Below are 20740 nucleotides of genomic sequence, written 5' to 3'. Positions count from 1 at the left end.
CCGGAGTTTTGAACAGACCAGGGAGGAAGCCAATGTTGAAGACGATTTCGTTTGCCGGCGCCGCCACGGCGCTCGTGCTGAGCTCCGCCCCGTCCTTCGCCAAGGAGCTCAAGTCGATCGGTATCTCGCTGGGCTCGCTGGGCAACCCTTTCTTCGTCGCTCTGTCGAAGGGCGCCGAGTTCGAGGCGAAGAAATCCAACCCCAGCGTCAAGATCACGACGGTCGGCTTCGAATACGACCTCGGCAAGCAGGTGACCCAGATCGACAATTTCATCGCCGCCGGCGTCGATTTGATCCTGCTCAACCCCGGCGATCCCAAGGCCATTGGGCCGGCGATCAAGAAGGCGCAGGCCGCCGGCATCATCGTCGTTGCCGTCGACACCGCAGCTGATGGCGCCGATGCCACGGTGACCACCAACAACGTCCAGGCCGGCGAGGTCTCCTGCCAGTACATCGTCGACAAATTGGGCGGCAAAGGCGACGTGATCATCGAGAACGGGCCGCAGGTCTCGGCGGTGATCGACCGCGTGGTCGGCTGCAAGAACGTGTTCGGCAAGACCCCCGGCATCAAGGTGTTGTCCAACGACCAGGATGCCAAGGGCTCGCGCGAAGGCGGCCTCACCGTGGCGCAGGGCTATCTGACCCGGTTCGCCAAGATCGATGCCATCTTCGCCATCAACGACCCGCAGGCGATCGGCACCGACCTCGCGGCGCGCCAGCAGAGCCGCAGCGGCATCGTCATCACCGCGGTCGACGGCGCGCCCGACATTGAGGCCGCACTCAAGGATCCAGGCTCCGCGCAAATCCAGGCCTCCGCCTCGCAGGATCCGTTCTTCATGGCGCGCCGCGCCGTGCAGCTCGGCGTCGGCCTGCTCAACGGCGAGAAGCCTGCCTCGACCGTCGAGCTGTTGCCGTCAAAACTCGTGACGCGCGACAATGTCGCCGAGTACAAGGGCTGGACGTCGGACCGGTCGCAATAGCGGCCTCTCTTATTTCCTTCGTTCGTTTCGGAGGAAGTTTCGGGGTGGCACCTGCCAATATGCAGATGGAGTTTGGGTGCAAGCATTGAAGAGCTCTCGCCCGTGGGCTTCTACGGCCGATGAAGAGCACCGCTCCTCATCGGCCGGAGCGTGCGATCAGAAGCGTTCGCCGACCATCTCCTCGCTCTTGGTCCACAGCGCCTTGGCGCGTGCGGGATCGAGCGCGTACGACCTGACGCCGGGGCTGACCGGGCTGGTCGGCCCTTCGATGATCTCAGACACCTGGCAATTCTCGCTGTAGCGTCCGCCGACATCCTCGACCGGAGCGACGAAGGCCGCCCAGACCGATGTTGCGGCGCCCTGGGGGATCGTCTTGAACTGGAACGGCGGCTGGCCCGCCGCCGCGAGCTGGACATTGATCTGCGCCACGAGATTTTCAAGCTCGCCGAACGCCATGTGACGGTCGAGCTCAGTCTTGATGCCGCCCGGATGCACCGCTGTCGCTCGCACGCCGCGTGCCTTGTGGCGCCGGTCGAATTCCACGGCGAACAGGATGTTGGCGGTCTTGGACCGGCCATAGGAAATCATCGGGTCATACGGCGTGCGCGCGAAACCGGGATCGTCGAGGTCAACGTCCGAATAGCGGTGACCTGACGAGGCGACGTTCACCAGCCGTCCACCTGGCGCGATCAGATCAGCGATGCGGTTCGCCAGCACGAAATGGCCGAGATGGTTGGTGCCGAATTGCGTCTCGAAACCATCGGCGGTGTGCCCGAACGGCGTTCTCATCACGCCGGCATTGGCGATCACGGCGTCGAAACGCCGCCCGTCGGCTACCAGCGCATCCGCGCAGGCGCGCACGCTTTTGAGCGAGGCGAGGTCGAGCTCGACCAGTGTGAGGCCGCCGCCATTTGCGGCCTGCGCGCGGACTTCGCTGGTCGCCTGCTTCGCCTTGGCCAGATCGCGCGCCGCGCCGACCACTTGGGCGCCGTGCGCCGCCAGCACACGCGCCGTCTCCACGCCGAGCCCGGCCGATACGCCGGTCACCAGCACGCGTTTTCCGCTGAGATTGATCCCTGCCAGCACCTCGTCGGTGGTGGACGTCGCCCCGAAACTATCGCTCATAGCCAACTCCTTTGTCTCTGGCACAGCTCTCCCTTTGGCGGCAAACCCTTGTCTGCCAACCATTTTTCGCGTAAGAGGAGAGTGTCTCCGTTTCAAATACGGAGACACTCTCCGTTTATCAAGGGGTATCTTCACCGTGGGCGATGAGAAGGCCGCTGCCGCACGCAAGCCGCGCGCCGATGCGCAGCGCAACCGCATCCGCCTGCTCGAAACCGCGAAGGCCGCGTTCGCCGAAAAAGGGCCGGGGGCCAGCCTCGACGAGATCGCGCGGACTGCGGGTGTTGGGGCCGGGACGCTCTATCGTCACTTTCCGACCCGCGACACGTTGATCGAGGCGGTCTACCGCAACGAGACCGACCAGCTTGTCACCGCCGCGACACGGCTGGCGGAGACGCAGTCTCCGGTTGGCGCCTTGCGCGAATGGCTGCTGGTGTTCGTGGATTACATGGCCGCCAAGCAGGGCATGTATGCGGCGCTCAATTCGCTGGTCGGCGGCACGTCCGAACTGTACTCGGCATCGTCTGACCAAATGAAGCGCGCACTCGCAATGCTGTTCGATCGCGCTGTGGCGAGCGGCGACATCCGTCCGGATATCGAGCCGTTCGACCTGCTGCGCGCATTGGCTGGCGTGGCGAACATCGGCGCGGGAGCGGATGCCAAGCAGGCCGCGAAACGCATGGTCGACATCCTGGTCGCGGGGATGCAGATTCGGAAAGCAACGTCTTCGATCGATTGAATCGGTGTTTCACCTGACATGACGCGCCCGCGATTTGGCGGGCCTTTTGTTTTGCGTTATCCCGTCATCGTGGAGGACCGTCCAATGCCCCTGTGGAGCTGCGAACAATGCGGTGCGCAATTTCCTGAAACTGCCGCGCCGCCGCCGGCCTGCCCGATCTGCGAGGACGAGCGGCAATATGTCAACTGGAAGGGGCAGGCCTGGCTGACGCGCGAGGAGCTCGCGCAGCGGCATCGACTGGTGTTTCGCGACGATCTCGGCCTTGTCGGGATCGGGCTGGAGCCGTCCTTTGCTATCGGGCAGCGCGCGCTGCTGGTGCCCGATGGTGGCGGCTGCGTGATGTGGGATTGCGTGCCGCTGGCGACGCCTGAGGCAATCGCGCATGTCGCCTCGCTCGGCGGGCTGACGGCGATCGCGATCTCGCATCCGCATTATTATGGTGCGGTCGCCGACTGGAGTGCGGCATTCGATAACGCGCCGGTCTATCTGCATGGCGACGACGCGCAATGGGTGACGCGGCAGCACTCCGCGATCGTGCCGTGGCGGGGCGACAGCCATCGTATCTCCGACGACATCCTGCTGGTGCGCCCCGGCGGGCATTTTGCGGGTGCTACCGTGCTGCATTGGCGCGCTGGCGCGGAGGGCCGCGGCGCGCTGTTGACCGGCGATGTCGCGATGGTCGCGATGGACCGCAGCTCGGTGAGCTTCATGTACAGCTATCCGAACTACATCCCGCTCAACGCTGCCGCGGTCCGCACCATCGCTCGGGCCATCGCGCCGCTCGCCTTCGATTCGCTTTACGGCGCCTGGTGGGGCAAGAACATCGCCTCGGATGCGAAGGCGGCGTTTGATCGCTCGGTGCAGCGCTACATCGCCGCCATTTCCGACCGCGGCTGAGGTTTCAGCCGGCCGCACCAGGCACCGCGATCACAAATCTTGCCACCTGATGGGTCTGCGCTATATCAGAGCCTTCCCACCACCCCGGATTGTCCGAGTTCCCCATGACCACTGCTGCCGCCGCCGAATCTCAGCCGTTCCAGGCCGAGGTTGCCCAACTGCTGCACCTGATGGTGCATTCGGTCTATTCCGAGACCGACATCTTCCTGCGCGAACTGATCTCGAACGCCTCGGATGCCTGCGACAAGCTGCGTTACGAGGCGATCGCCAACCCCGATTTGATCGCCGACGGCGCGCCGCCGGAGATCAGGATCGTCCCAGACAAGAAAGCCGGCACGCTCGCCGTGGTCGATACCGGCATCGGCATGGACCGCCAGGAGCTGATCGATAATCTCGGCACCATCGCGCGCTCCGGCACCAAATCGTTCCTCTCCAAGCTGACCGAGGCCAAGGATGGCGCCAACCTGATCGGCCAGTTCGGCGTCGGCTTCTATGCGGCCTTCATGGTCGCCGAGAAGATCGTCGTCACCAGCCGCCGCGCCGGCTCTGGCGAGGTGTGGGTATGGACGTCGGCAGGCGGCAGCGGGTTTGAGATCGCGCCGGGCGGCGAGGACGATGCCAAGCGCGTCGCGCGCGGCACCGAGATCGTGCTGCATCTGAAGCAGGACGCAGCGAAATATCTCGAAGCTTACGAGATCGAGCGCATCGTCCGTGCATATTCCGACAACATCCAGTTCCCGATTCTCTTGGTGCCGGAGGAGGGCGAGCCGCGCCAGATCAATTCGGCGAGCGCGCTGTGGCAGCGCTCGAAATCCGAGCTGACGGCTGACGATTACAAGCAGGCCTATCAGCAGATCGCCGGCGCCTTCGACGAGCCGGCGATGACGCTGCATTACCGCGCCGAGGGACGGCAATCCTACGCCGTGCTGCTGTTCGCACCGTCGACCAAGCCGTTCGACCTGTTCCAGGCCGAGCGCAAGGGCAAGGTCAAGCTCTACGTCCGCCGCGTCTTCATCGCCGATGACGCCGAGCTGTTGCCGGCTTATTTGCGCTTCATCCAGGGCGTGATCGACAGCGAGGATCTGCCGCTCAACATCTCGCGCGAGATGCTGCAGAACAATCCGCAGCTGGCGCAGATTCGCAAGGCCGTCACGACCCGCGTCGTCGGCGAGCTGGAAACGCTGGGCGAAAAGGAGCCGGAGGCGTTCGCAAAAATCTGGGACGCCTTCGGCCCGGTGATCAAGGAAGGCCTGTATGAGGATTTCGAGCGCCGCGACAAGCTGCTGGCGCTGGCGCGCTTCACCACCACCGCGGGTGAGAATCGCTCGCTGAAGCAATATGTCGACGATCTCAAGCCGAACCAGACCGAGATCTATTATCTGGTCGGCGACAGCATCGAGCGGCTGAAGGCGAACCCGAAACTGGAATCGGCGCGCGCCCGCGGCATCGAGGTGCTGCTGCTGACCGATCCCGTCGACGCGTTCTGGACCTCGGCGCCGCTCGAATTCGGCGGCAAGCCGCTGAAGTCGCTGAGCCAGGGCGATATCGATCTCGGCCTGGTCCCGCTCACCGATGAGAAGTCCGACGACAACAAGGACGAGCCTGCGGCCGACGCGGCGACGACGATCGCGCTCATCAAGGATGCGCTCGGCGAGCGCGTCTCCGACGTGCGTGCCTCGCAGCGGCTGACCTCGAGCGCGTCCTGCCTGGTTGCCGGCGGCGATGCGCGCGACCGCGCGCTGGAGCGGCTGCTCGCCCAGCAAAATCGTGGCGCGATCACCAAGCCGATCCTCGAGATCAACCTGCGCCACCCGCTGGTCGCAGCCCTTGCGACCGACCCGGCGCAGGCCAGGGACCTGTCCTTCCTGCTGCTCGAACAGGCGCAGATCCTCGACGGCGAAATGCCCGATGACCCCGCCGCATTCGCCGCCCGGCTCAATCAGCTGGTGCTGCGCGGGGTGGCGAAGGGATAAGGGCGTAGCCCGGATGGAGCGCAGCGCAATCCAGGGACTTCGCCACGCGGATGAACTGCCCCGGATTGCGCTGCGCTCATCCGGGCTACGGGCTACGAAATCGTGGCCGCGTCGGGCAGCGGATTGCCGAGGTCGTCGGTCGGCACCAGCTGCTGGTTGAAGGCCGAGACATACGCCGCCCATTCCGGCTCGCCGAGATCGACCATCACGGCGCCGTCCTGCCAGACATCATTGTGGTCGTTGGAATCATCGCCTGGGCGATGGACGAAGCCCTTGCTCGAACCCTGGTTGAGATGGACGTCGTGCAGGCCGTCGCCCTGTTCGAAAAAGCGGCCGAAGATGTAGACGTCGCGGCTCTCCTGGTGCGCGCGCGACAACAGCCGCTTCAGCGACGCCGCCGGCTCGATGTCATCGGAGCCGTCCATCACATCGCTGTCGCGCCACTTGCCGGTGTTGGCGAGCAGATCGCTGCGCAGGAAATCGAGCGCGGGCAGCGCCTTCTGTCCGGTCAGCGCCTGCGAGCCGCTATTGGCCGCCGCAAGCGTCTGGATGATCGGATGGCGGAAGTCGAAGACCAGCTTGTATTTCAGCAGATCGTCCGCGTCATTGGTGCCGACATTGATGGCGACGTCCCACTTCGCGCCATCGACGTCGAGATTGCAGTGCAGGTGAAACTGCGTCTCGTGTCCGCGATGCGACGGCTTCATCTTGGGCTCGGAGGTCACCTTGGTCTTGACGAATCCGTAGACGAGGGTCACGGCGCGATCCTTTCGGGTTCCGGCGAGTGTCTGTCCGACCATACAACCTGAGATGAGACGCGCGTGTGAAACAGGACACAGTTTTGCCTGCTCCGAAGACGGCCGGCAGCCGTATTCGCGCTACGCTTCAAAACCGGATTCCAAACCGCCGCGTATCTGCTAATGAGTTTTCCAGGGCGGAACGGCGCGGCGGTGCGATGGAAGGCGGCAGCGAGATCTTCTACGGCGGCATTCCGGTGTTTCGCAGCTTCGCGCGCCTGATGGATCCCGCGATGTATTCGCCGCTGCCCGACGACTGGACCGTCGGCGTCGCCGACATCGTGGAATCGACCCGGGCAATCGCGGCGCAGCGCTACAAGGCGGTCAACATGGCCGGCGCCGCGGTGATCGCCTCCGTCGCCAATGCGCTGGAGGGGCGCGAATTTCCCTTCGTGTTCGGCGGTGACGGCGCGAGCTTCGCGATCGCGCCGGGCGATCTCGGCAAGGCGCGCGAGGCGCTGGCGGCAACCGCGAGCTGGGTTCGCGACGATCTTGATCTTGTGCTCCGGGTCGCTCTGGTGCCGGTCGTGGCGATCCGCGCCGCGGGCACCGACGTCCGCGTCGCGCGCTTCGGGCCGTCGGCCAATCTGTCCTATGCGATGTTCTCCGGCGGCGGGCTCGCCTTTGCCGATGCCGCGATGAAGCGCGGCGAATTCACCCTCGATCCCGCGCCGCCGGGCACGCAGCCCGATCTGTCGGGCCTGTCCTGCCGCTTCGAGGAGATCCCGTCCACCCGCGGCGTCATCGTGTCGGTGCTGGTGATGCCGGTGGCAGGCGCCGATCCGGCCGCCTTCCGCAAGGTGATCGAGGACGTCATCGCAACTGTCGAGACCAGCCCCGATGCCGGGCGGCCGGTGCCGGCGAGCGGTCCGCCGCTGCGCTTCCCGCCGCAAGGGATGGATTACGAGGCGCGCGCCACACGGCGGGGCGGCTCGCTCGCGATGCGGCGCGCCGTCGTGCTCGGTTTTGCGTTCTGGACCTTTGTCGTGTTTCGCCTCGGCCTCAAGGTCGGCACCTTCACGCCGAAGCGCTATCTGCAGCAGGTGGTCGAGAATTCCGACTTCCGCAAATATGACGACGGCCTGCGCATGATCCTGGACTGCACGGGCGAGCTCGCGGCCGCGCTCGAGCAGCGGCTTGCGGCCGCGGCCGCGCAGGGCATCGTGCGCTACGGCCTGCACCGGCAGGATGCCGCGATGATGACCTGCTTCACGCCCTCGGTGATGCGCGCCGACCACGTCCATTTCATCGACGGCGCCCGCGGCGGCTACGCTTCGGCCGCCACCGCGCTGAAGGCGAGTGCGGCGTAAGGCGGCGCTTTCTTACCTCGCCCCGCTTGCGGGAGAGGTCGGATTGCGCAGCAATCCGGGTGAGGGGGTACAGGTCTCAATAATCCGCGCGCTTGCGGATAGAGCTCCTCACCCCAACCCTCTAAGAGCGAGCTTCGCTCGTCTCGACCCCGCAAGAGCGGGGCGAGGGAGAAGAGTCTACCGCCCCACCCGTGTCCAGGTCTCGCCGCCGCAGAGCGCGCCGACGCAACCCTCGACCCGCAATGTGCTGTCGCCGGTCACCGTGATGCTGCTGGCGTAGGTGCCGCCGTCGTCGGCGTTGTAGATCTGGCCCGACCATTTGCCCTCGGCGACAGGGCGCATGCCGGAAAACAGCGGCAGCCCGATGATCGGCCGGTTGGCCAGCGACGGGTTGGGATTCTTGTTGTCGACTTGCGGCTTGCCGGTCATGGGATCGATCGGGTCGCGCAGGCTCACGACCACGCCGCAGATGCCGCCGCCGCATTTGCTGACCTTGACCCGGGCATCGCCGGCCTGGGTCTGCCAGACGCCGACCGGCTCAGGCGCGCTTTGCGCATGCGCGGCAGGCGCGGCGAGCATCGTCACAATGATTGCGGCAACATGTCCAAATCTGCAGGCCATGATTCATTTCCCAAAGGCGGGCCTGCATAACAAGTCGGAAGATTTCTGCAATGTAATATTTGCGCGATCACCGAAGCATGATGGCCACCCCTGCCGGTGCATGATCACCACGGCAGGCCGCACAGGTCGATCTTGCCGTCGCGCGGGGCGCGGACGATGTCGTAGACGAACGGCGCCATCGCCTCGAAGCGGATTTGCCCGGAAGGCTGCGCGCAGTAAACCTCGCCGGTGAAAGGATGCCAGCCGCGCGCCTGGTAGAAGGCGAAATTATGCGGCTCGCAGACCAGCAGCGCGAATTTCACCGCTTCATTGGCGCGGATGGTGTGCACGGCGGCATCGATCGCGAGGCTCGCATAGCCGCGCCGCCGGCAGTCCTCGCGGGTCGCGACCCCGCCGATGCCGCCGATATGCACCTTGTGGCGATTCCAGGTCACGGTCCGGAAGTAGATACCGACATGGCAGGCAAGCCTGCTGTCGTCGGGCGCGTCGATCAGCACGCGCAAATCCGCATTGGCCCACTCGATATCCGCCCAGGGCGGCCTTTTGGAAGGCGGTGCCACGACATGGCGGCCCCACACCGCCCGGTGCAAGGGCTCGGCGCGCTGCCATGACGCGTCGCCGTTGAGGATGTCGATTTCGATGCCCATATTGCCGCCTCTTCGCCCCGAACGACCGTCACAAACGCTGTCTGCGACAGCGTTACAGCAAGCGGTCGGGCTTGCCAAAATGCGGTGTCTCTCCGCGATGGAACCTTCTATAAGGGGGTCTCGTTAAGAGTAGTCTCCCACCACTGTTGGACATCCCCCATGACCTTCACGCTTCCCGATCTGCCCTACGCCCATGACGCCCTTGCGCCCTACATGTCCAAGGAAACGCTGGAATTTCACCACGACAAGCATCATCAGGCCTACGTCACCAACGGCAACAACGCGATCAAGGGGACCGAATTCGAAGGCAAGTCCCTCGAAGAGATCGTGAAGGGCTCGTTCGGCAAGAACGCTGCCGTCTTCAACAATGCCGGCCAGCACTACAATCACCTCCATTTCTGGAAGTGGATGAAGCCGAATGGCGGCGGCAGCAAGTTGCCCGGCCGTTTGGAAAAGAAGATCAACGAGGATCTCGGCGGCTTCGAGAAGTTCAAGACCGATTTCGCCGCCGCCGGCGTCGGCCAGTTCGGTTCCGGCTGGGCCTGGTTGCAGGTCAAGGGCGGCAAGCTCGAGATCGCCAAGACCCCCAACGGCGAGAACCCGCTGGTCCATGGCGCGACCCCGATCCTCGGCGTCGACGTCTGGGAGCACTCCTACTACATCGACTACCGCAACCGCCGTCCGGACTATTTGAAGGCGTTCGTCGACAGCCTGGTCAACTGGGACTATGTCGACGAGCTGTTCGGCAAGGCCGGCTGATCGCAGTACGCGGTCGTCACTTCACGTACGGCTCTTCACCCTCCCCTGGAGGGGGAGGGTCGACGCGAATGAAATGAGCGGCGGGGTGGGGTGACGGTCTATCCGCGGGAAACACTGCCCGTGTTGAGAGATCACCCACCCTGTTTCGCATTCCGCTTCGCTCCATGCGAACCGACCCTCCCCCTCCAGGGGAGGGTGAGTTCTGAGCAGCGCGGACTGAGACTTCTCTTCACACCACCCGGGGGCAATGGTGGGTAACGCAACGAGCTTCGTTCTGGTCTTCTTCGGCGGGGGACTCGGCGCATCGCTGCGCCATCTGATCAACCTCACTTGCGCCCGCTGCATCGGCACCGCATTTCCCTGGGGCACCTTCATCATCAACATCACGGGCTCGACCGTGATGGGCCTGATCGCGGGCTATCTCGCCTTCAAGGGCGAGGCCTCGCAGCCGTGGCGGCTGTTCCTGATGACGGGAATCCTCGGCGGCTACACCACCTTCTCCGCCTTCTCGCTCGACACCGCGCTGCTCTACGAGCGCGGCGAGCTCGGTCTTGCGGCCCTCTATGTGCTGGGCTCGGTGATCCTCTCGATCGCGGGCCTGTTCGCCGGGCTCACGATCATCAGGCAACTGGCGTGAGCCGAAGCGGCCTCGGCGGAGCATCTCTCCGTCGTCATTCCGGGGCGACGCGCTAGCGTCGAGCTATGATGCGCAATTGCGCACCGGGGAATGACGAGTATGATGGAGTTTGCCGCTAGCAGTGAGTTGCCCGACATGGCAAGCCCTCCGTGCAAAAATATTTCGCTTTATCCGAAGCGCAACTCAGTGTATAGATATGCCCGTCCCACCCGATGAGAGGGGCGTGCACACGTCACGAACGCGCGGTGGGATGCGGTGGCCGCTGATTGCGCAACTGACGAGAGCGCATGAGGCGGACGGTGAAGTCGTGTGGTCCTGACGCCCCAGTGGCTGGTGTCTCCCGCGAGATGCGAAGCATCTTCGCGAGACGGTGACAAGAAAGCCCGGTCTCGCCGGGGAGCACGTATAAGCCGTAAAACCATCGCGCAGGGAAAGCCGGAGTGCCTCCGCTGGACCTGTATGCTCGTGTGCGCTTCTCTTTCTACCATTGCACACGAGACCGCGGGCGCAGCGTGCACCCGGCTTTCCCTGCGCCCTGTTTCGAGAGGGCGAAACGAAATGCAAAGCTCGGACAATTGATGTCGCGAGAACGCGGGATCGCGCCTCATATCACGCTGTCATCGCCCGGCCTGTGCGCAATTGCGCACATGGACCGGGCGACCCAGTACGCCGCGGCCCATCGGCTTAATAACAACCGTCTCTGGAATACTGGATCGCCCGGACAAGCCCGGCGACGACACCAATTTTGGTTACCGCGATTTTGAGCCATCACGACCAGGTCCGCTGGGCCGCCAATGCCTGTGGCTGCCCATTACGCCGAGCGCGGTGCCGCCGGCGAGGCCGCGCCCATGGAACCACGCAACCCGCTCACCCCGCGGTGTTTCCCGCCCCGGAATCTTCCTTTGGTAACTTCGCCTTAACCATGATTAGCGTCTGGTTAGGGTCGGAATGCCGCGCGAAAAGCCCTCGTTTTGACATGTTGGCAGGGGAAGCAGGGCCCGGCTTTGGACGGGCCCCCCAATGCGACAGATGTAAAAGGCTCTCGCGCAGTTTTTGCCGCGCCCGGCGCGATGCCGTGGAACCGCTACCGATTTGCGGACCGCCGATGGGGACACTTGCGTTGAGAGGAAATTGCCGATGAATCCCGCCGACGTGGCTCAATCTGCTCTGCCCCTGGCATCGAGCGATGTGTCGCTGATCGCCTTGTTTTTGCAGGCCCATTGGGTCGTGAAGGCGGTCATGCTGGGATTGTTGGCCTGCTCGGTCTGGGTCTGGGCGATCGCGATCGACAAGATCCTGCTTTATGCCCGCACCAAGCGCGCCATGGACCGCTTCGAGCAGGCGTTCTGGTCCGGCCAGTCGATCGAGGAGCTCTACCGGACGCTGTCGGCCAAGCCGACCCAGTCGATGGCGGCCTGTTTCGTGGCGGCGATGCGGGAATGGAAACGCTCGTTCGACGGCCAGTCGCGCTCCTTTGCCGGCCTTCAGGCCCGGATCGAGAAGGTCATGAACGTCTCGATCTCCCGCGAGGTGGAGCGGCTGGAGCGGCGGCTGCTGGTGCTGGCGACCGTCGGCTCGGCCGGCCCCTTTGTCGGCCTGTTCGGCACCGTCTGGGGCATCATGTCGAGCTTCCAGTCGATCGCGGCCTCGAAAAACACCTCGCTGGCGGTGGTGGCGCCCGGCATCGCGGAAGCGCTATTTGCCACCGCCATCGGCCTGATCGCCGCAATTCCGGCGACTATTTTCTACAATAAGTTCATTTCCGAGGTGAACCGGCAGGCCCAGCGCCTGGAGGGGTTCGCCGATGAATTCTCCGCCATCCTGTCGCGTCAGATCGACGAACGGGGTTGAGGGACAGAATGATTAGCCTTGTGAGCGCACGATCATGGCGATGAGCGTAGCAGGTCCGTCCGGCCGTGGCGGACGCCGCGGGCGCAAGCCTGTGATGGCCGAGATCAACGTCACGCCGATGGTCGACGTGATGCTGGTGCTGCTGATCATCTTCATGGTGGCGGCGCCGCTGATGACCTCGAGCATCGACATCGACCTGCCGATCGCCAGCGGTGGCAAGTCAATCTCGTCGAACGCGCCGCCCTTGACGCTGTCGGTCAAGCGCACCAGCGGCAGCTGCAATTCAAGCGTCGATCTTTATCTCGGCGATGCGCCGATCGCCGCAGCCGATCTGCTGCCCAAGATCAAGGCAATCCGCGAGACCCGATCGGACGCCGAAAGCGTGGTTTACCTGCGCGGCGACAAGGACGTCTGTTACACTGACATGATGAAATTGCTCGGGGAGATCCGGGCCGCCAACTACAAGGCGAACATCGTCATCATCCCGGAAGGCGGGTCTTAAGGCCATGTGCGGCGAGCGGCACGGGGAAGCCTGATTTGAAGGTCAAGGTCGACAAGACACTGGCGGCGTCGATTGTCCTGCACCTCGTCGTGATCGGGTGGGGCCTCGTGACGTTTTCGACCAGGGCCTTTGTCATGCCGGAAGAGGACACCGTCGCGGTCGACGTGATCGACGCCAATCAGCTCTCCAAAGCCATGTCCGGCCAGAAGGACGGCAAGAAGGACAATCCGAAGCCGCTGGTCGAGAAGGTCGCCGAGGCCAAGCCGGTCGACGATGCGGTCGGCAAGATCGAGGATAAGAAGCCGCCTGTTGTGACCGACACTGCGCCACCGCCGACGCCGAAGGTGGAGGAGAAGCCGGAAGAGAAAAAACCGGATCCGCCGAAGAAGGTCGAGAACAAGCCAAAGGAAGAGCCGAAACCGGTCGAGAACAAGCCCGATCCGGTGAAGCCCGACCCGATCGCCGAAGCGATCAAGAAGGAAGAGAAGAAGCCGCCGCCGAAGCCGGTTCAGCAGGCTGCCAAGCCGCCGCCGGAACAGAAGCCGAAGGAGCGCACCTTCGACCGGAGCAAGATCGCCGAACTGCTCGACAAGCGCGATCCGACGCGCGCGGCGGCGACCGGCGACACGCTGAATTCCAACGCCTCGCTCGGGACGTCGAAGGGCAAAGCCGCCGACAATTCCGCGACCTGGGGCGCGATGTTCAAGCAGCAGGTCGAACGCTGCTGGAAGAAGCCCTATGGCGGCATCGAGGCACAGCAGACAGAGGTGTCGTTTGCGATCAAGCTGAAACGCGACGGCACGCTGGAGGGCATGCCGGTCCCGGAAGGCGCCCCGGGAACGCCCTATCTGCGCGTCTATCAGGAGAGCGCGCTGCGGGCGATCATCGAATGCCAGCCGTACAATCTGCCGGCGGCGTTTTTCGACGAATGGAAGTATTTCGCGCCGGTGTTCACAGAACGAAAGACCTGAGGACAGCGGTGTCGCTTGGCCAATATCAAACAAAGTCTACGGACAATGACCGACAACAATGATTTGCGCGCGATGACATTCCGCCTCGACCGCCGGCAATTGATCTCCGGAGTCGCCGCTCTCGGCGTGCTTGCTGGAAGTCGTAGCGCGTTGGCGCAGAAGAAGGTGGTCGTTCAGGAAGGCGATTTTGCGCCCGTGCCGATCGCGATCCCGAATTTCGCCGCCGGCACGCCCGGCGACACCGAGGTCGGCGTCGGCGTCGCGCAGGTCATCACCAACAATCTGAAGCGCAGCGGATTGTTCGCGCCGATCGATCAGGCCGCCTATCTCGAAAAGCAGGTCAATATCGACGCGGCGCCCAACCTCAACAACTGGAAGAGCATCAGCGCGCAGGCGGTGGTGATGGGACGCATGACGCGGCAGGCCAACGGGCGCGTCAAGGCGGAGTTCCGCCTCTATGACGTCAACACCGGCCAGCAGCTCGCTGGCAATGCTTACGACACCTCCGCCGATTACTGGCGGCGCATCGCGCACATCATCTCCGACCAGATCTATGAACGGATGACCGGCGAGAAGGGTTATTTCGACACCCGCGTCGTCTTCGTCGACGAGAGCGGCGCCGCGGAGCGCCGCGTCAAGCGGCTGGCGCTGATGGACCAGGACGGTGCCAATGTGCGCTATCTGACCCGCGGTGCCGAACTCGTGCTCACCCCTCGGTTCTCGCCGTCGACCCAGGAGATCACCTATATGGAGTTCGGGCAGGGCGACCCGCGCGTCTACCTGCTCAACATCGAGACCGGCCAGCGCGAGGTCGTCGGCAACTTCCCGGGCATGTCGTTCTCGCCGCGGTTCTCGCCGGATGGCCAGCGCGTCATCATGAGCCTTCAGCAGGGCGGCAACTCCAATCTGTTCGTGATGGATTTGCGCTCGAAGTCGCTGACGCGGCTGACCGACACGCCGGCGATCGACACCTCGCCGTCCTACGCGCCCGACGGCTCGCGGCTCTGCTTCGAATCCGATCGCGGCGGCAAGCCGCAGATCTATGTGATGGCGGCAACCGGCGGCGCAGCACAGCGCATCTCGTTCGGCGACGGCACCTACTCGACGCCGGTGTGGTCGCCGCGCGGCGACTACATCGCCTTCACCAAGCAGGGCGGCGGGCAGTTTGCGATCGGCATCATGAAACCCGACGGCTCGGGCGAGCGCATCCTGACCTCGGGCTTCCACAATGAGGGCCCGACCTTTGCTCCGAACGGGCGCGTCGTGATGTTCTTCCGCGATCCCGGCGGTAGCGGCGGACCGTCGCTGTTTACCGTCGACGTCTCCGGCCGCAACGAGTTGAAGGTGCCGACGCCGGGCTTTGCGTCCGATCCCGCCTGGTCGCCGCTGTTGTCGTGACGCGAAGCGGATGAGGCACGAGGGAACCCGGTCGTTAACAGGCAGTTCTTGCCTACCTGATTGATATTTCAGGTAAGTTTCTGTATTGCGCGGTCCGCGACAATGACTCGCTAACGATGTTCCCTCAGAAAGACTTCATCTGCGGCGCGTAGAAGTGCGACGTGACAAGGACGCGCGCCCCCACAATGCAGTTTGCAAGTCAGACGGGAGAACCGGACCAGTCGATGTCGCCGACGATCTCCGCGGCGCTGGTCGATTCCCTGTTCATGAATCCTGCGCCGATGATTTTTGGCGCCTTCGGCCCCGCGATTGCCGGCGCGGTGATCGCGGCCGTCACCGGCGATCTGCTGTGCTGGCTGTGCGTGCCGCTGTTCATCGTGGTGGGGTTGGCGCGCGCGCTGCAGATGTACCGCTACAAGCAGCGCAATTCCCGTCTCACCGTCGAGGAGTCGGTGGCCTGGGAAAGGCGTTATAGGATCGGCTCGATCGCCTATGGCGTTGCGCTCGGCATCTGGGGCGCGACCGTGCTGCTCACGACCAGGGATTCGGCCGCCCACATGCTCTGTGTGACGACGGTGGTCGCCTATACGTCGGCCGGAGTGGGACGTACCTTCGGCCGGCCGCAGATATTTCATCTTCATCTGTTGCTGTCGATCGGTCCCCTGATCGCGGCGCTGACGTATGTTGGCGGTGCCTATTACATCGCGCTCGCGCTGCTCAGCTTTGTTTTCTTCAGCGCCATCCGGCACCTCACCTCGAGCCTCCAGCGCATCTACGTCAACGCCTGGATCGCCAAGGAGCGCGAAGCGGCGCTGGCCGGGCAGTTCGATACTGCCCTGAACAACATGCCGCACGGATTGTGCATGTTCCGCGCCGATGGGCGTCTTGCGGTGATGAACCACCGCTTCATCGAGATGATGCAGCTGTCGGAGGATTTCGTGCAGCGTAGCGCGGGCGCCTCTGACGTCTGCAATGCCTGCGTGCTGTCCGGCTCGATCTCGGCCGCGACCGCCAGGCAGATCCTCTCCGAGATCGAGAGTTCGCAAGCCGGTGACATCGTCACCAGCGATCCCGACGCGAGCAAGAACCGCGCGTTGTCCTGGACCTTCCAGCCGATGAGCGGCGGCGGCACCGTCGTGCTGGTCGAAGACATCACCGAGCGCAAGGATGCCGAGGCCAGGATCAGCCACCTCGCGCGCTATGACGAACTGACCGAACTGCCCAACCGCGTCAATTTCCGCGACGAGATCGGCCGCCTGCTTGCCCGGCATGGCGGCGACCAGCGCTCGGCCCTGCTGTTCGTGGACCTCGACCAGTTCAAGCAGGTCAACGATACGCTCGGCCATCCCTGCGGCGACCAGCTCTTATGCGCGGTCGCCGAGCGGCTGCGCGAGATGCTGCGGCCGGAGGATTTTGTCGCGCGGTTCGGTGGCGACGAGTTCGTCGTGTTCCAGCAGAATATCCATTCGCACGAAGATGCCGCAGGGCTCGCGCGACGCATCGTCGACCGCCTGAGCGAGCGCTACAAGATCGACAACCATCTGGTCGAGATCGGCGCCAGCGTCGGCATCGCCATGGCGGCGCCCGGTGTCAGCGCAGATACACTGCTCAAGAACGCCGACATGGCGCTCTACCGCGCCAAGGCCGACGGCCGCGGCACCTTCTGCTTCTTCCGCGAAGAGATGGCGCAAACCGTCGAGGCCCGTCGTATCCTCGAACTCGACCTGCGTAAGGCGCTGGCCAACGAAGAGTTCGAGCTGTTCTATCAGCCGCTGATCAACCTGAACTCCGGCAAGGTGACCACTTGCGAAGCGCTGCTGCGCTGGAACCATCCGGTGCGCGGCACGGTCTCGCCGGTCGACATCATTCCAGTTGCCGAGGATATGGGCCTGATCGTCGACCTCGGCCGCTGGATCCTGCGCAAGGCCTGCATGGAATGCATGAAGTGGCCGGACGCGGTCAGCGTCGCCGTCAATTTCTCGCCGCAGCAGTTCCATCAGCGCGACGTGCTGAGCGAGGTGCGTTATGCGCTGGAGGTCTCGGGCCTACCGGCGCACCGACTCGAGATCGAGATCACCGAATCCTCGCTGTTGCACAACACCCAGTTGACCCACGACGTGCTGTCGCAGTTGCGGACACTCGGCGTGCGGATCTCGCTCGATGATTTTGGCACCGGCTACTCGTCGCTCAGCTACCTGCACAATTTCCCGCTGCAGAAGGTCAAGATCGATCGCTCCTTCCTCGAAGGCATCGACAGCGACCGTCCGCTGACGCTGCTGCGCGGCGTGGCGCGGCTGTCCGCGGACCTCGGCATGGCGGTCGTGGTCGAGGGGATCGAGACCAACGAACAGCTCGAGCTGATCAGCGCTGACGGCGCAGTGACGGAGGCGCAGGGCTACCTGTTCAGCCGGCCGGTTCCCGCGGTGCGCATCCGCCAGCTGCTCAACGCGTCGCACGGCCGCCGGACCGACGAGCAGCTGCACGTGGTTCCCTCGCGATCGATCGCCTGACCCGGAACCACATCCTCAATTAATGGTTGTAGTAAGTTGTGGCCGCACGGAGCAGAATGCACTCTTGCGGTCACAGGTTAACTGTATTGCGGCGATTGCTTTGACGAAAATTAAGAAGCTGTTAATCTTTTTTGACGCGCGCGTAAGTTGTTGAATGTCAGGAGTACCACATGAGGTCCGCGGCAGAAGTTATCAAGCCCGCGACAGGAAGGCTTGCGGACCCACTGGACCAAGTCGACTATCGCCTTGCCCAAACTCCGGAGCAGAAGGACGAGATTTACCGGCTCCGCTACCGTGCTTATTTGCGTGAGGGCGCGATCCGGCCGTCGGCGGACGAGCGGGTTGTCGATCAATTTGACGACGCACCGAATGCCTGGGTCTTTGGCGTTTACCTGCAGGGCGAGCTCTGCAGCTCGATTCGAATCACTGTCGCGACGCCGGAGTTGCGCACCTCGCCTACGGTCGAAGTGTTCGGCGACGTGCTCCATCCCAAACTCGATCAGGGCCTGGTCTTCATCGATTCAACGCGCTTTGTCGCGGATCCCGAGAAGGCGCGCAGCTTTCCGGAACTGCCCTATGTCACGGTACGCCTTGGCTCGACTGCCGGGGTGCATTTCAATGCCGATTACGGCCTGGCGCCGGTTCGTCCCGAGCACATGGCCTTCTACCGTCGGGTATTCCTGCACGAGACCTGGTCCGAGGCGCGTCTCTATCCTGGGCTGGTGAAGCCGGTTGGGCTGATGGCGGCGCATCTGCCGTCGGTGCGGGAGAGGGTGCTTGCCCGCTATCCGTTCCTGCGCTCGAGCGCGTTCGAGCGGCGCATGTTGTTCGAACGCAGCGAAAGCCGATCCCTGCCCGACGGCCTTGTCAGGCCGTTCGAGCGGGCCTCGATCGTGCCTAATTCCTGAGGGGAAGCCGCCGGCGGGCGCCGATCTCGTTGCGGCCGCCCGGCCTCACGTGAAACGCAACTATCTGTCGCCCAGTGACCGTTCGCGGGCTCGAAATTGCCTGCAAAAGCGATCGGTTCCGGCGAAGCTTGCCTTCTCTTCACCGTCGCGCCACATTTGCCACCCATTAACCATCGGGGGCGCTTTTCGTCATTGCCCGGCATTTGACGGGGTCTGGCAAGGTTCCATCAAGGTTGACGGAACGTTCGCTTAACCATCGCCCTGTAGACCGGATGGACAGTACGAAGAGCGTGAGCGTGGAGGCTCCCGAATGAAATATCAAATGCGTATCCTCCAGGGTATGAAGCTGGCGGCGGTTCTTGCCGTGGCGCTGTCGATGGGTGCGTGCGCCAACAAGAATGGCATGGGCGCCGATGGTGCGATGGCGAGCGCCGCGACCCCGGGCAGCCAGCAGGATTTCGTGGTCAACGTCGGCGACCGCGTGTTCTTCGAGAGCGACCAGACCGATCTCAGCCCGCAGGCGATTGCGACCCTCGACAAGCAGGCGCAGTGGCTGCAGACCTACAACCGCTATGCCTTCACCATCGAAGGTCACGCCGACGAGCGCGGCACCCGCGAATACAACATCGCGCTCGGTGCCCGTCGCGCCCAGTCGGTCCGTGCATACCTCACCTCACGCGGCATCGATGCGAGCCGCATGCGGACCATCTCCTACGGCAAGGAACGCCCGGTCGCGGTCTGCAACGACATCTCCTGCTGGTCGCAGAATCGCCGTGCCGTCACGGTGCTGAACGCGAGTTCCTGAGCGATCATCTCGGCCAATCTCTCAACCGGCGCCTTCGGGCGCCGGTTTTGTTTTGGGGCCTGCGATAGCGGAGCCAGCGTTCCGTCAGCTTGATGAACGGAGCTGTGCGCAACTGCCCGCTTGCTTGTTCCGTTTCTGGCACTAAACCATACCCCTGCAATGCAGCGCCGGGTTCGGAACGCCAGTCACAATTCCGGCGTACTCCGTCCCCCAATGTGACCAGCTTTTCACGTCGATCTCGTCGTCAGGGCAAAATGTCATCCAGGCTTCTTTTCCTTTCTTCCGCCGCGGCGATCGCGGCGATGTTTGCCGTTTCCTCGCCGGCCTTTGCGCAATCAGATGACTCCGATGCCGAGATGCGGATCGAGCGGCTCGAGAACCAGCTGCGGCAGTTGACCGGACAGAATGAGGAGTTGCAGTACCGCAACCGCCAGCTCGAGGACCGGTTGCGCCAGCTCGGCGCCCAGCCTGCGGGTCCGGGCGGGCAGCCTCCCGCGGCCCAGCCGAATGTCGCGGCGGTGCCGCCGGCCCAACAGCCGCAGGCCTATCCGCAGGTCCAGCCGGGCTATGGTCGGCAGCAGGGTGGTTATGACCAGCAGCAGCAGATCGCGGCGCCCGCGCCGATCGTGCAGGAGCCCGCGCCGGCCGTAGTTCCCGGCCGCCGCAGCCGTGGCGATGCGTTCGATCCGAACCAGAACCCGAACGCTCCGGGTGCGCCGCGCGCGCTGGGCGGCGGCCAGCTGCCGGTCTCCAATGACGCCGCGGTCGGTGCTCCCGGCGGCCGCGCACTGGGCGAGCCGCTCGATCTCGGCAATACCAGCCCGCGCGACGCGGGTGGTCCGCCGCAACGCGCCCCCGGCGCCAGCGCCGCCCTGACCACGCTGCCGCCATCGGCCACGCCAAAGGACGAGTTCGACCTCGGCATCGGCTACATCCAGCGCAAGGACTACGCGCTCGCCGAAGAGACGATGAAGAATTTTTCGCAGAAATATCCCGCTGACCCGCTGGTCGCGGATTCGCAATACTGGCTCGGCGAGACCTATTTCCAGCGCCAGCAATATCGCGACGCCGCCGAGACCTTCCTTGGTGTCACGACCAAGTTCGACAAGTCGGCCAAGGCGCCCGACGCGCTACTGCGGCTCGGCCAGTCGCTCGCGGCGCTGAAGGAAAAAGAAGCCGCCTGCGCTGCGTTCGGCGAGGTGTCGCGCAAATATCCGCGCGCATCCGGTGGCGTGAAAGCCGCCGTCGACCGTGAGCAAAAGCGGGTGAAGTGCTAAACCAGCGACGGGGAGGTTGTTTCCGGCCTCTCACGA

At 64.1% G+C, this 20740-nt stretch carries 19 protein-coding genes; 15 read left to right on the top strand and 4 right to left on the bottom strand.

Annotation, left to right across the window (positions count from 1 at the left end):
• Positions 1–32: 32 nt before the first annotated feature.
• Positions 33–980, top strand: coding sequence for an ABC transporter substrate-binding protein (locus tag UP10_RS27180; protein ID WP_044590281.1), 948 nt, complete (start codon positions 33–35; stop codon positions 978–980).
• Positions 981–1136: 156 nt separating this feature from the next.
• Here the strand turns inward: UP10_RS27180 and UP10_RS27175 are convergent, their stop codons facing one another.
• Positions 1137–2105: an SDR family NAD(P)-dependent oxidoreductase gene (locus UP10_RS27175; protein WP_044590280.1), complete on the bottom strand. Its 969-nt coding sequence runs from the start codon at positions 2103–2105 to the stop codon at positions 1137–1139.
• Positions 2106–2241: 136 nt separating this feature from the next.
• Between UP10_RS27175 and UP10_RS27170 the strand changes: the two genes are divergently transcribed.
• The 3 genes from UP10_RS27170 (at position 2242) to htpG (ending at position 5711) form a co-directional block, all read left to right on the top strand.
• Entirely contained in the window at positions 2242–2841 is a 600-nt protein-coding gene (locus UP10_RS27170) for a TetR/AcrR family transcriptional regulator (protein WP_044538205.1), read from the top strand.
• 84 nt (positions 2842–2925) lie between these two features.
• Positions 2926–3738 (top strand): MBL fold metallo-hydrolase, encoded by an 813-nt coding sequence (locus UP10_RS27165; RefSeq protein ID WP_044590331.1) that lies wholly within the window; start codon positions 2926–2928, stop codon positions 3736–3738.
• Between the two features lie 104 nt (positions 3739–3842).
• Entirely contained in the window at positions 3843–5711 is a 1869-nt protein-coding gene (gene htpG / locus UP10_RS27160) for a molecular chaperone HtpG (protein WP_044590279.1), read from the top strand.
• Between the two features lie 92 nt (positions 5712–5803).
• Here htpG and UP10_RS27155 read toward each other — a convergent pair whose 3' ends face one another.
• Positions 5804–6469 (bottom strand): DUF2278 family protein, encoded by a 666-nt coding sequence (locus tag UP10_RS27155; RefSeq protein WP_044590330.1) that lies wholly within the window; start codon positions 6467–6469, stop codon positions 5804–5806.
• Positions 6470–6666: 197 nt separating this feature from the next.
• On the opposite strand from UP10_RS27155, the gene UP10_RS27150 reads away from it, so the two are divergent.
• Positions 6667–7818 (top strand): DUF3095 domain-containing protein, encoded by a 1152-nt coding sequence (locus UP10_RS27150; RefSeq protein WP_044590278.1) that lies wholly within the window; start codon positions 6667–6669, stop codon positions 7816–7818.
• 177 nt (positions 7819–7995) lie between these two features.
• On the opposite strand, the gene UP10_RS27145 is transcribed toward UP10_RS27150, so the two are convergent.
• Together UP10_RS27145 and UP10_RS27140 are read right to left on the bottom strand one after the other, a co-directional pair.
• Positions 7996–8439: a DUF2147 domain-containing protein gene (locus tag UP10_RS27145; protein ID WP_044590277.1), complete on the bottom strand. Its 444-nt coding sequence runs from the start codon at positions 8437–8439 to the stop codon at positions 7996–7998.
• Between the two features lie 104 nt (positions 8440–8543).
• A complete protein-coding gene (locus tag UP10_RS27140; RefSeq protein ID WP_044590276.1) occupies positions 8544–9086 on the bottom strand; it encodes a GNAT family N-acetyltransferase in 543 nt (180 codons plus the stop codon).
• A 159-nt stretch (positions 9087–9245) separates the two neighbouring features.
• On the opposite strand from UP10_RS27140, the gene UP10_RS27135 reads away from it, so the two are divergent.
• From UP10_RS27135 to ybgF, 10 genes are all read left to right on the top strand, one after another.
• Complete coding sequence (locus UP10_RS27135; RefSeq protein ID WP_044590275.1) at positions 9246–9845, top strand: superoxide dismutase; 600 nt, start codon at positions 9246–9248, stop codon at positions 9843–9845.
• Between the two features lie 250 nt (positions 9846–10095).
• Positions 10096–10482 carry a fluoride efflux transporter CrcB gene (gene crcB, locus UP10_RS27130; protein WP_245321887.1) on the top strand — a complete coding sequence of 129 codons (387 nt, stop codon included), beginning with the start codon at positions 10096–10098 and terminating at the stop codon, positions 10480–10482.
• 1137 nt (positions 10483–11619) lie between these two features.
• Positions 11620–12333 carry a protein TolQ gene (gene tolQ / locus UP10_RS27125; protein ID WP_044590273.1) on the top strand — a complete coding sequence of 238 codons (714 nt, stop codon included), beginning with the start codon at positions 11620–11622 and terminating at the stop codon, positions 12331–12333.
• 34 nt (positions 12334–12367) lie between these two features.
• Positions 12368–12835, top strand: coding sequence for a biopolymer transporter ExbD (locus tag UP10_RS27120; protein ID WP_044590272.1), 468 nt, complete (start codon positions 12368–12370; stop codon positions 12833–12835).
• A gap of 35 nt (positions 12836–12870) precedes the next feature.
• The gene (gene tolA, locus UP10_RS27115; RefSeq protein WP_044590271.1) at positions 12871–13806 is read left to right on the top strand and encodes a cell envelope integrity protein TolA; all 936 of its coding nucleotides are present in this window, start codon (positions 12871–12873) and stop codon (positions 13804–13806) included.
• A 72-nt stretch (positions 13807–13878) separates the two neighbouring features.
• Positions 13879–15204 carry a Tol-Pal system beta propeller repeat protein TolB gene (tolB, locus tag UP10_RS27110; RefSeq protein WP_044590329.1) on the top strand — a complete coding sequence of 442 codons (1326 nt, stop codon included), beginning with the start codon at positions 13879–13881 and terminating at the stop codon, positions 15202–15204.
• 185 nt (positions 15205–15389) lie between these two features.
• On the top strand, positions 15390–17714 hold the full coding sequence (locus UP10_RS27105; RefSeq protein WP_044539481.1) for a putative bifunctional diguanylate cyclase/phosphodiesterase: 2325 nt from the start codon (positions 15390–15392) through the stop codon (positions 17712–17714).
• Between the two features lie 170 nt (positions 17715–17884).
• Positions 17885–18622, top strand: coding sequence for an N-acyl amino acid synthase FeeM domain-containing protein (locus UP10_RS27100; protein WP_044590270.1), 738 nt, complete (start codon positions 17885–17887; stop codon positions 18620–18622).
• 310 nt (positions 18623–18932) lie between these two features.
• A complete protein-coding gene (pal, locus tag UP10_RS27095; protein WP_044539479.1) occupies positions 18933–19427 on the top strand; it encodes a peptidoglycan-associated lipoprotein Pal in 495 nt (164 codons plus the stop codon).
• A 254-nt stretch (positions 19428–19681) separates the two neighbouring features.
• On the top strand, positions 19682–20704 hold the full coding sequence (gene ybgF, locus UP10_RS27090; protein ID WP_044590269.1) for a tol-pal system protein YbgF: 1023 nt from the start codon (positions 19682–19684) through the stop codon (positions 20702–20704).
• Positions 20705–20740: the final 36 nt, after the last annotated feature.

The organism is Bradyrhizobium sp. LTSPM299 (assembly GCF_000938235.1).
Taxonomy (GTDB): Bacteria; Pseudomonadota; Alphaproteobacteria; order Rhizobiales; family Xanthobacteraceae; genus Bradyrhizobium.
This window is presented reverse-complemented; position numbering and strand designations above follow the sequence as displayed.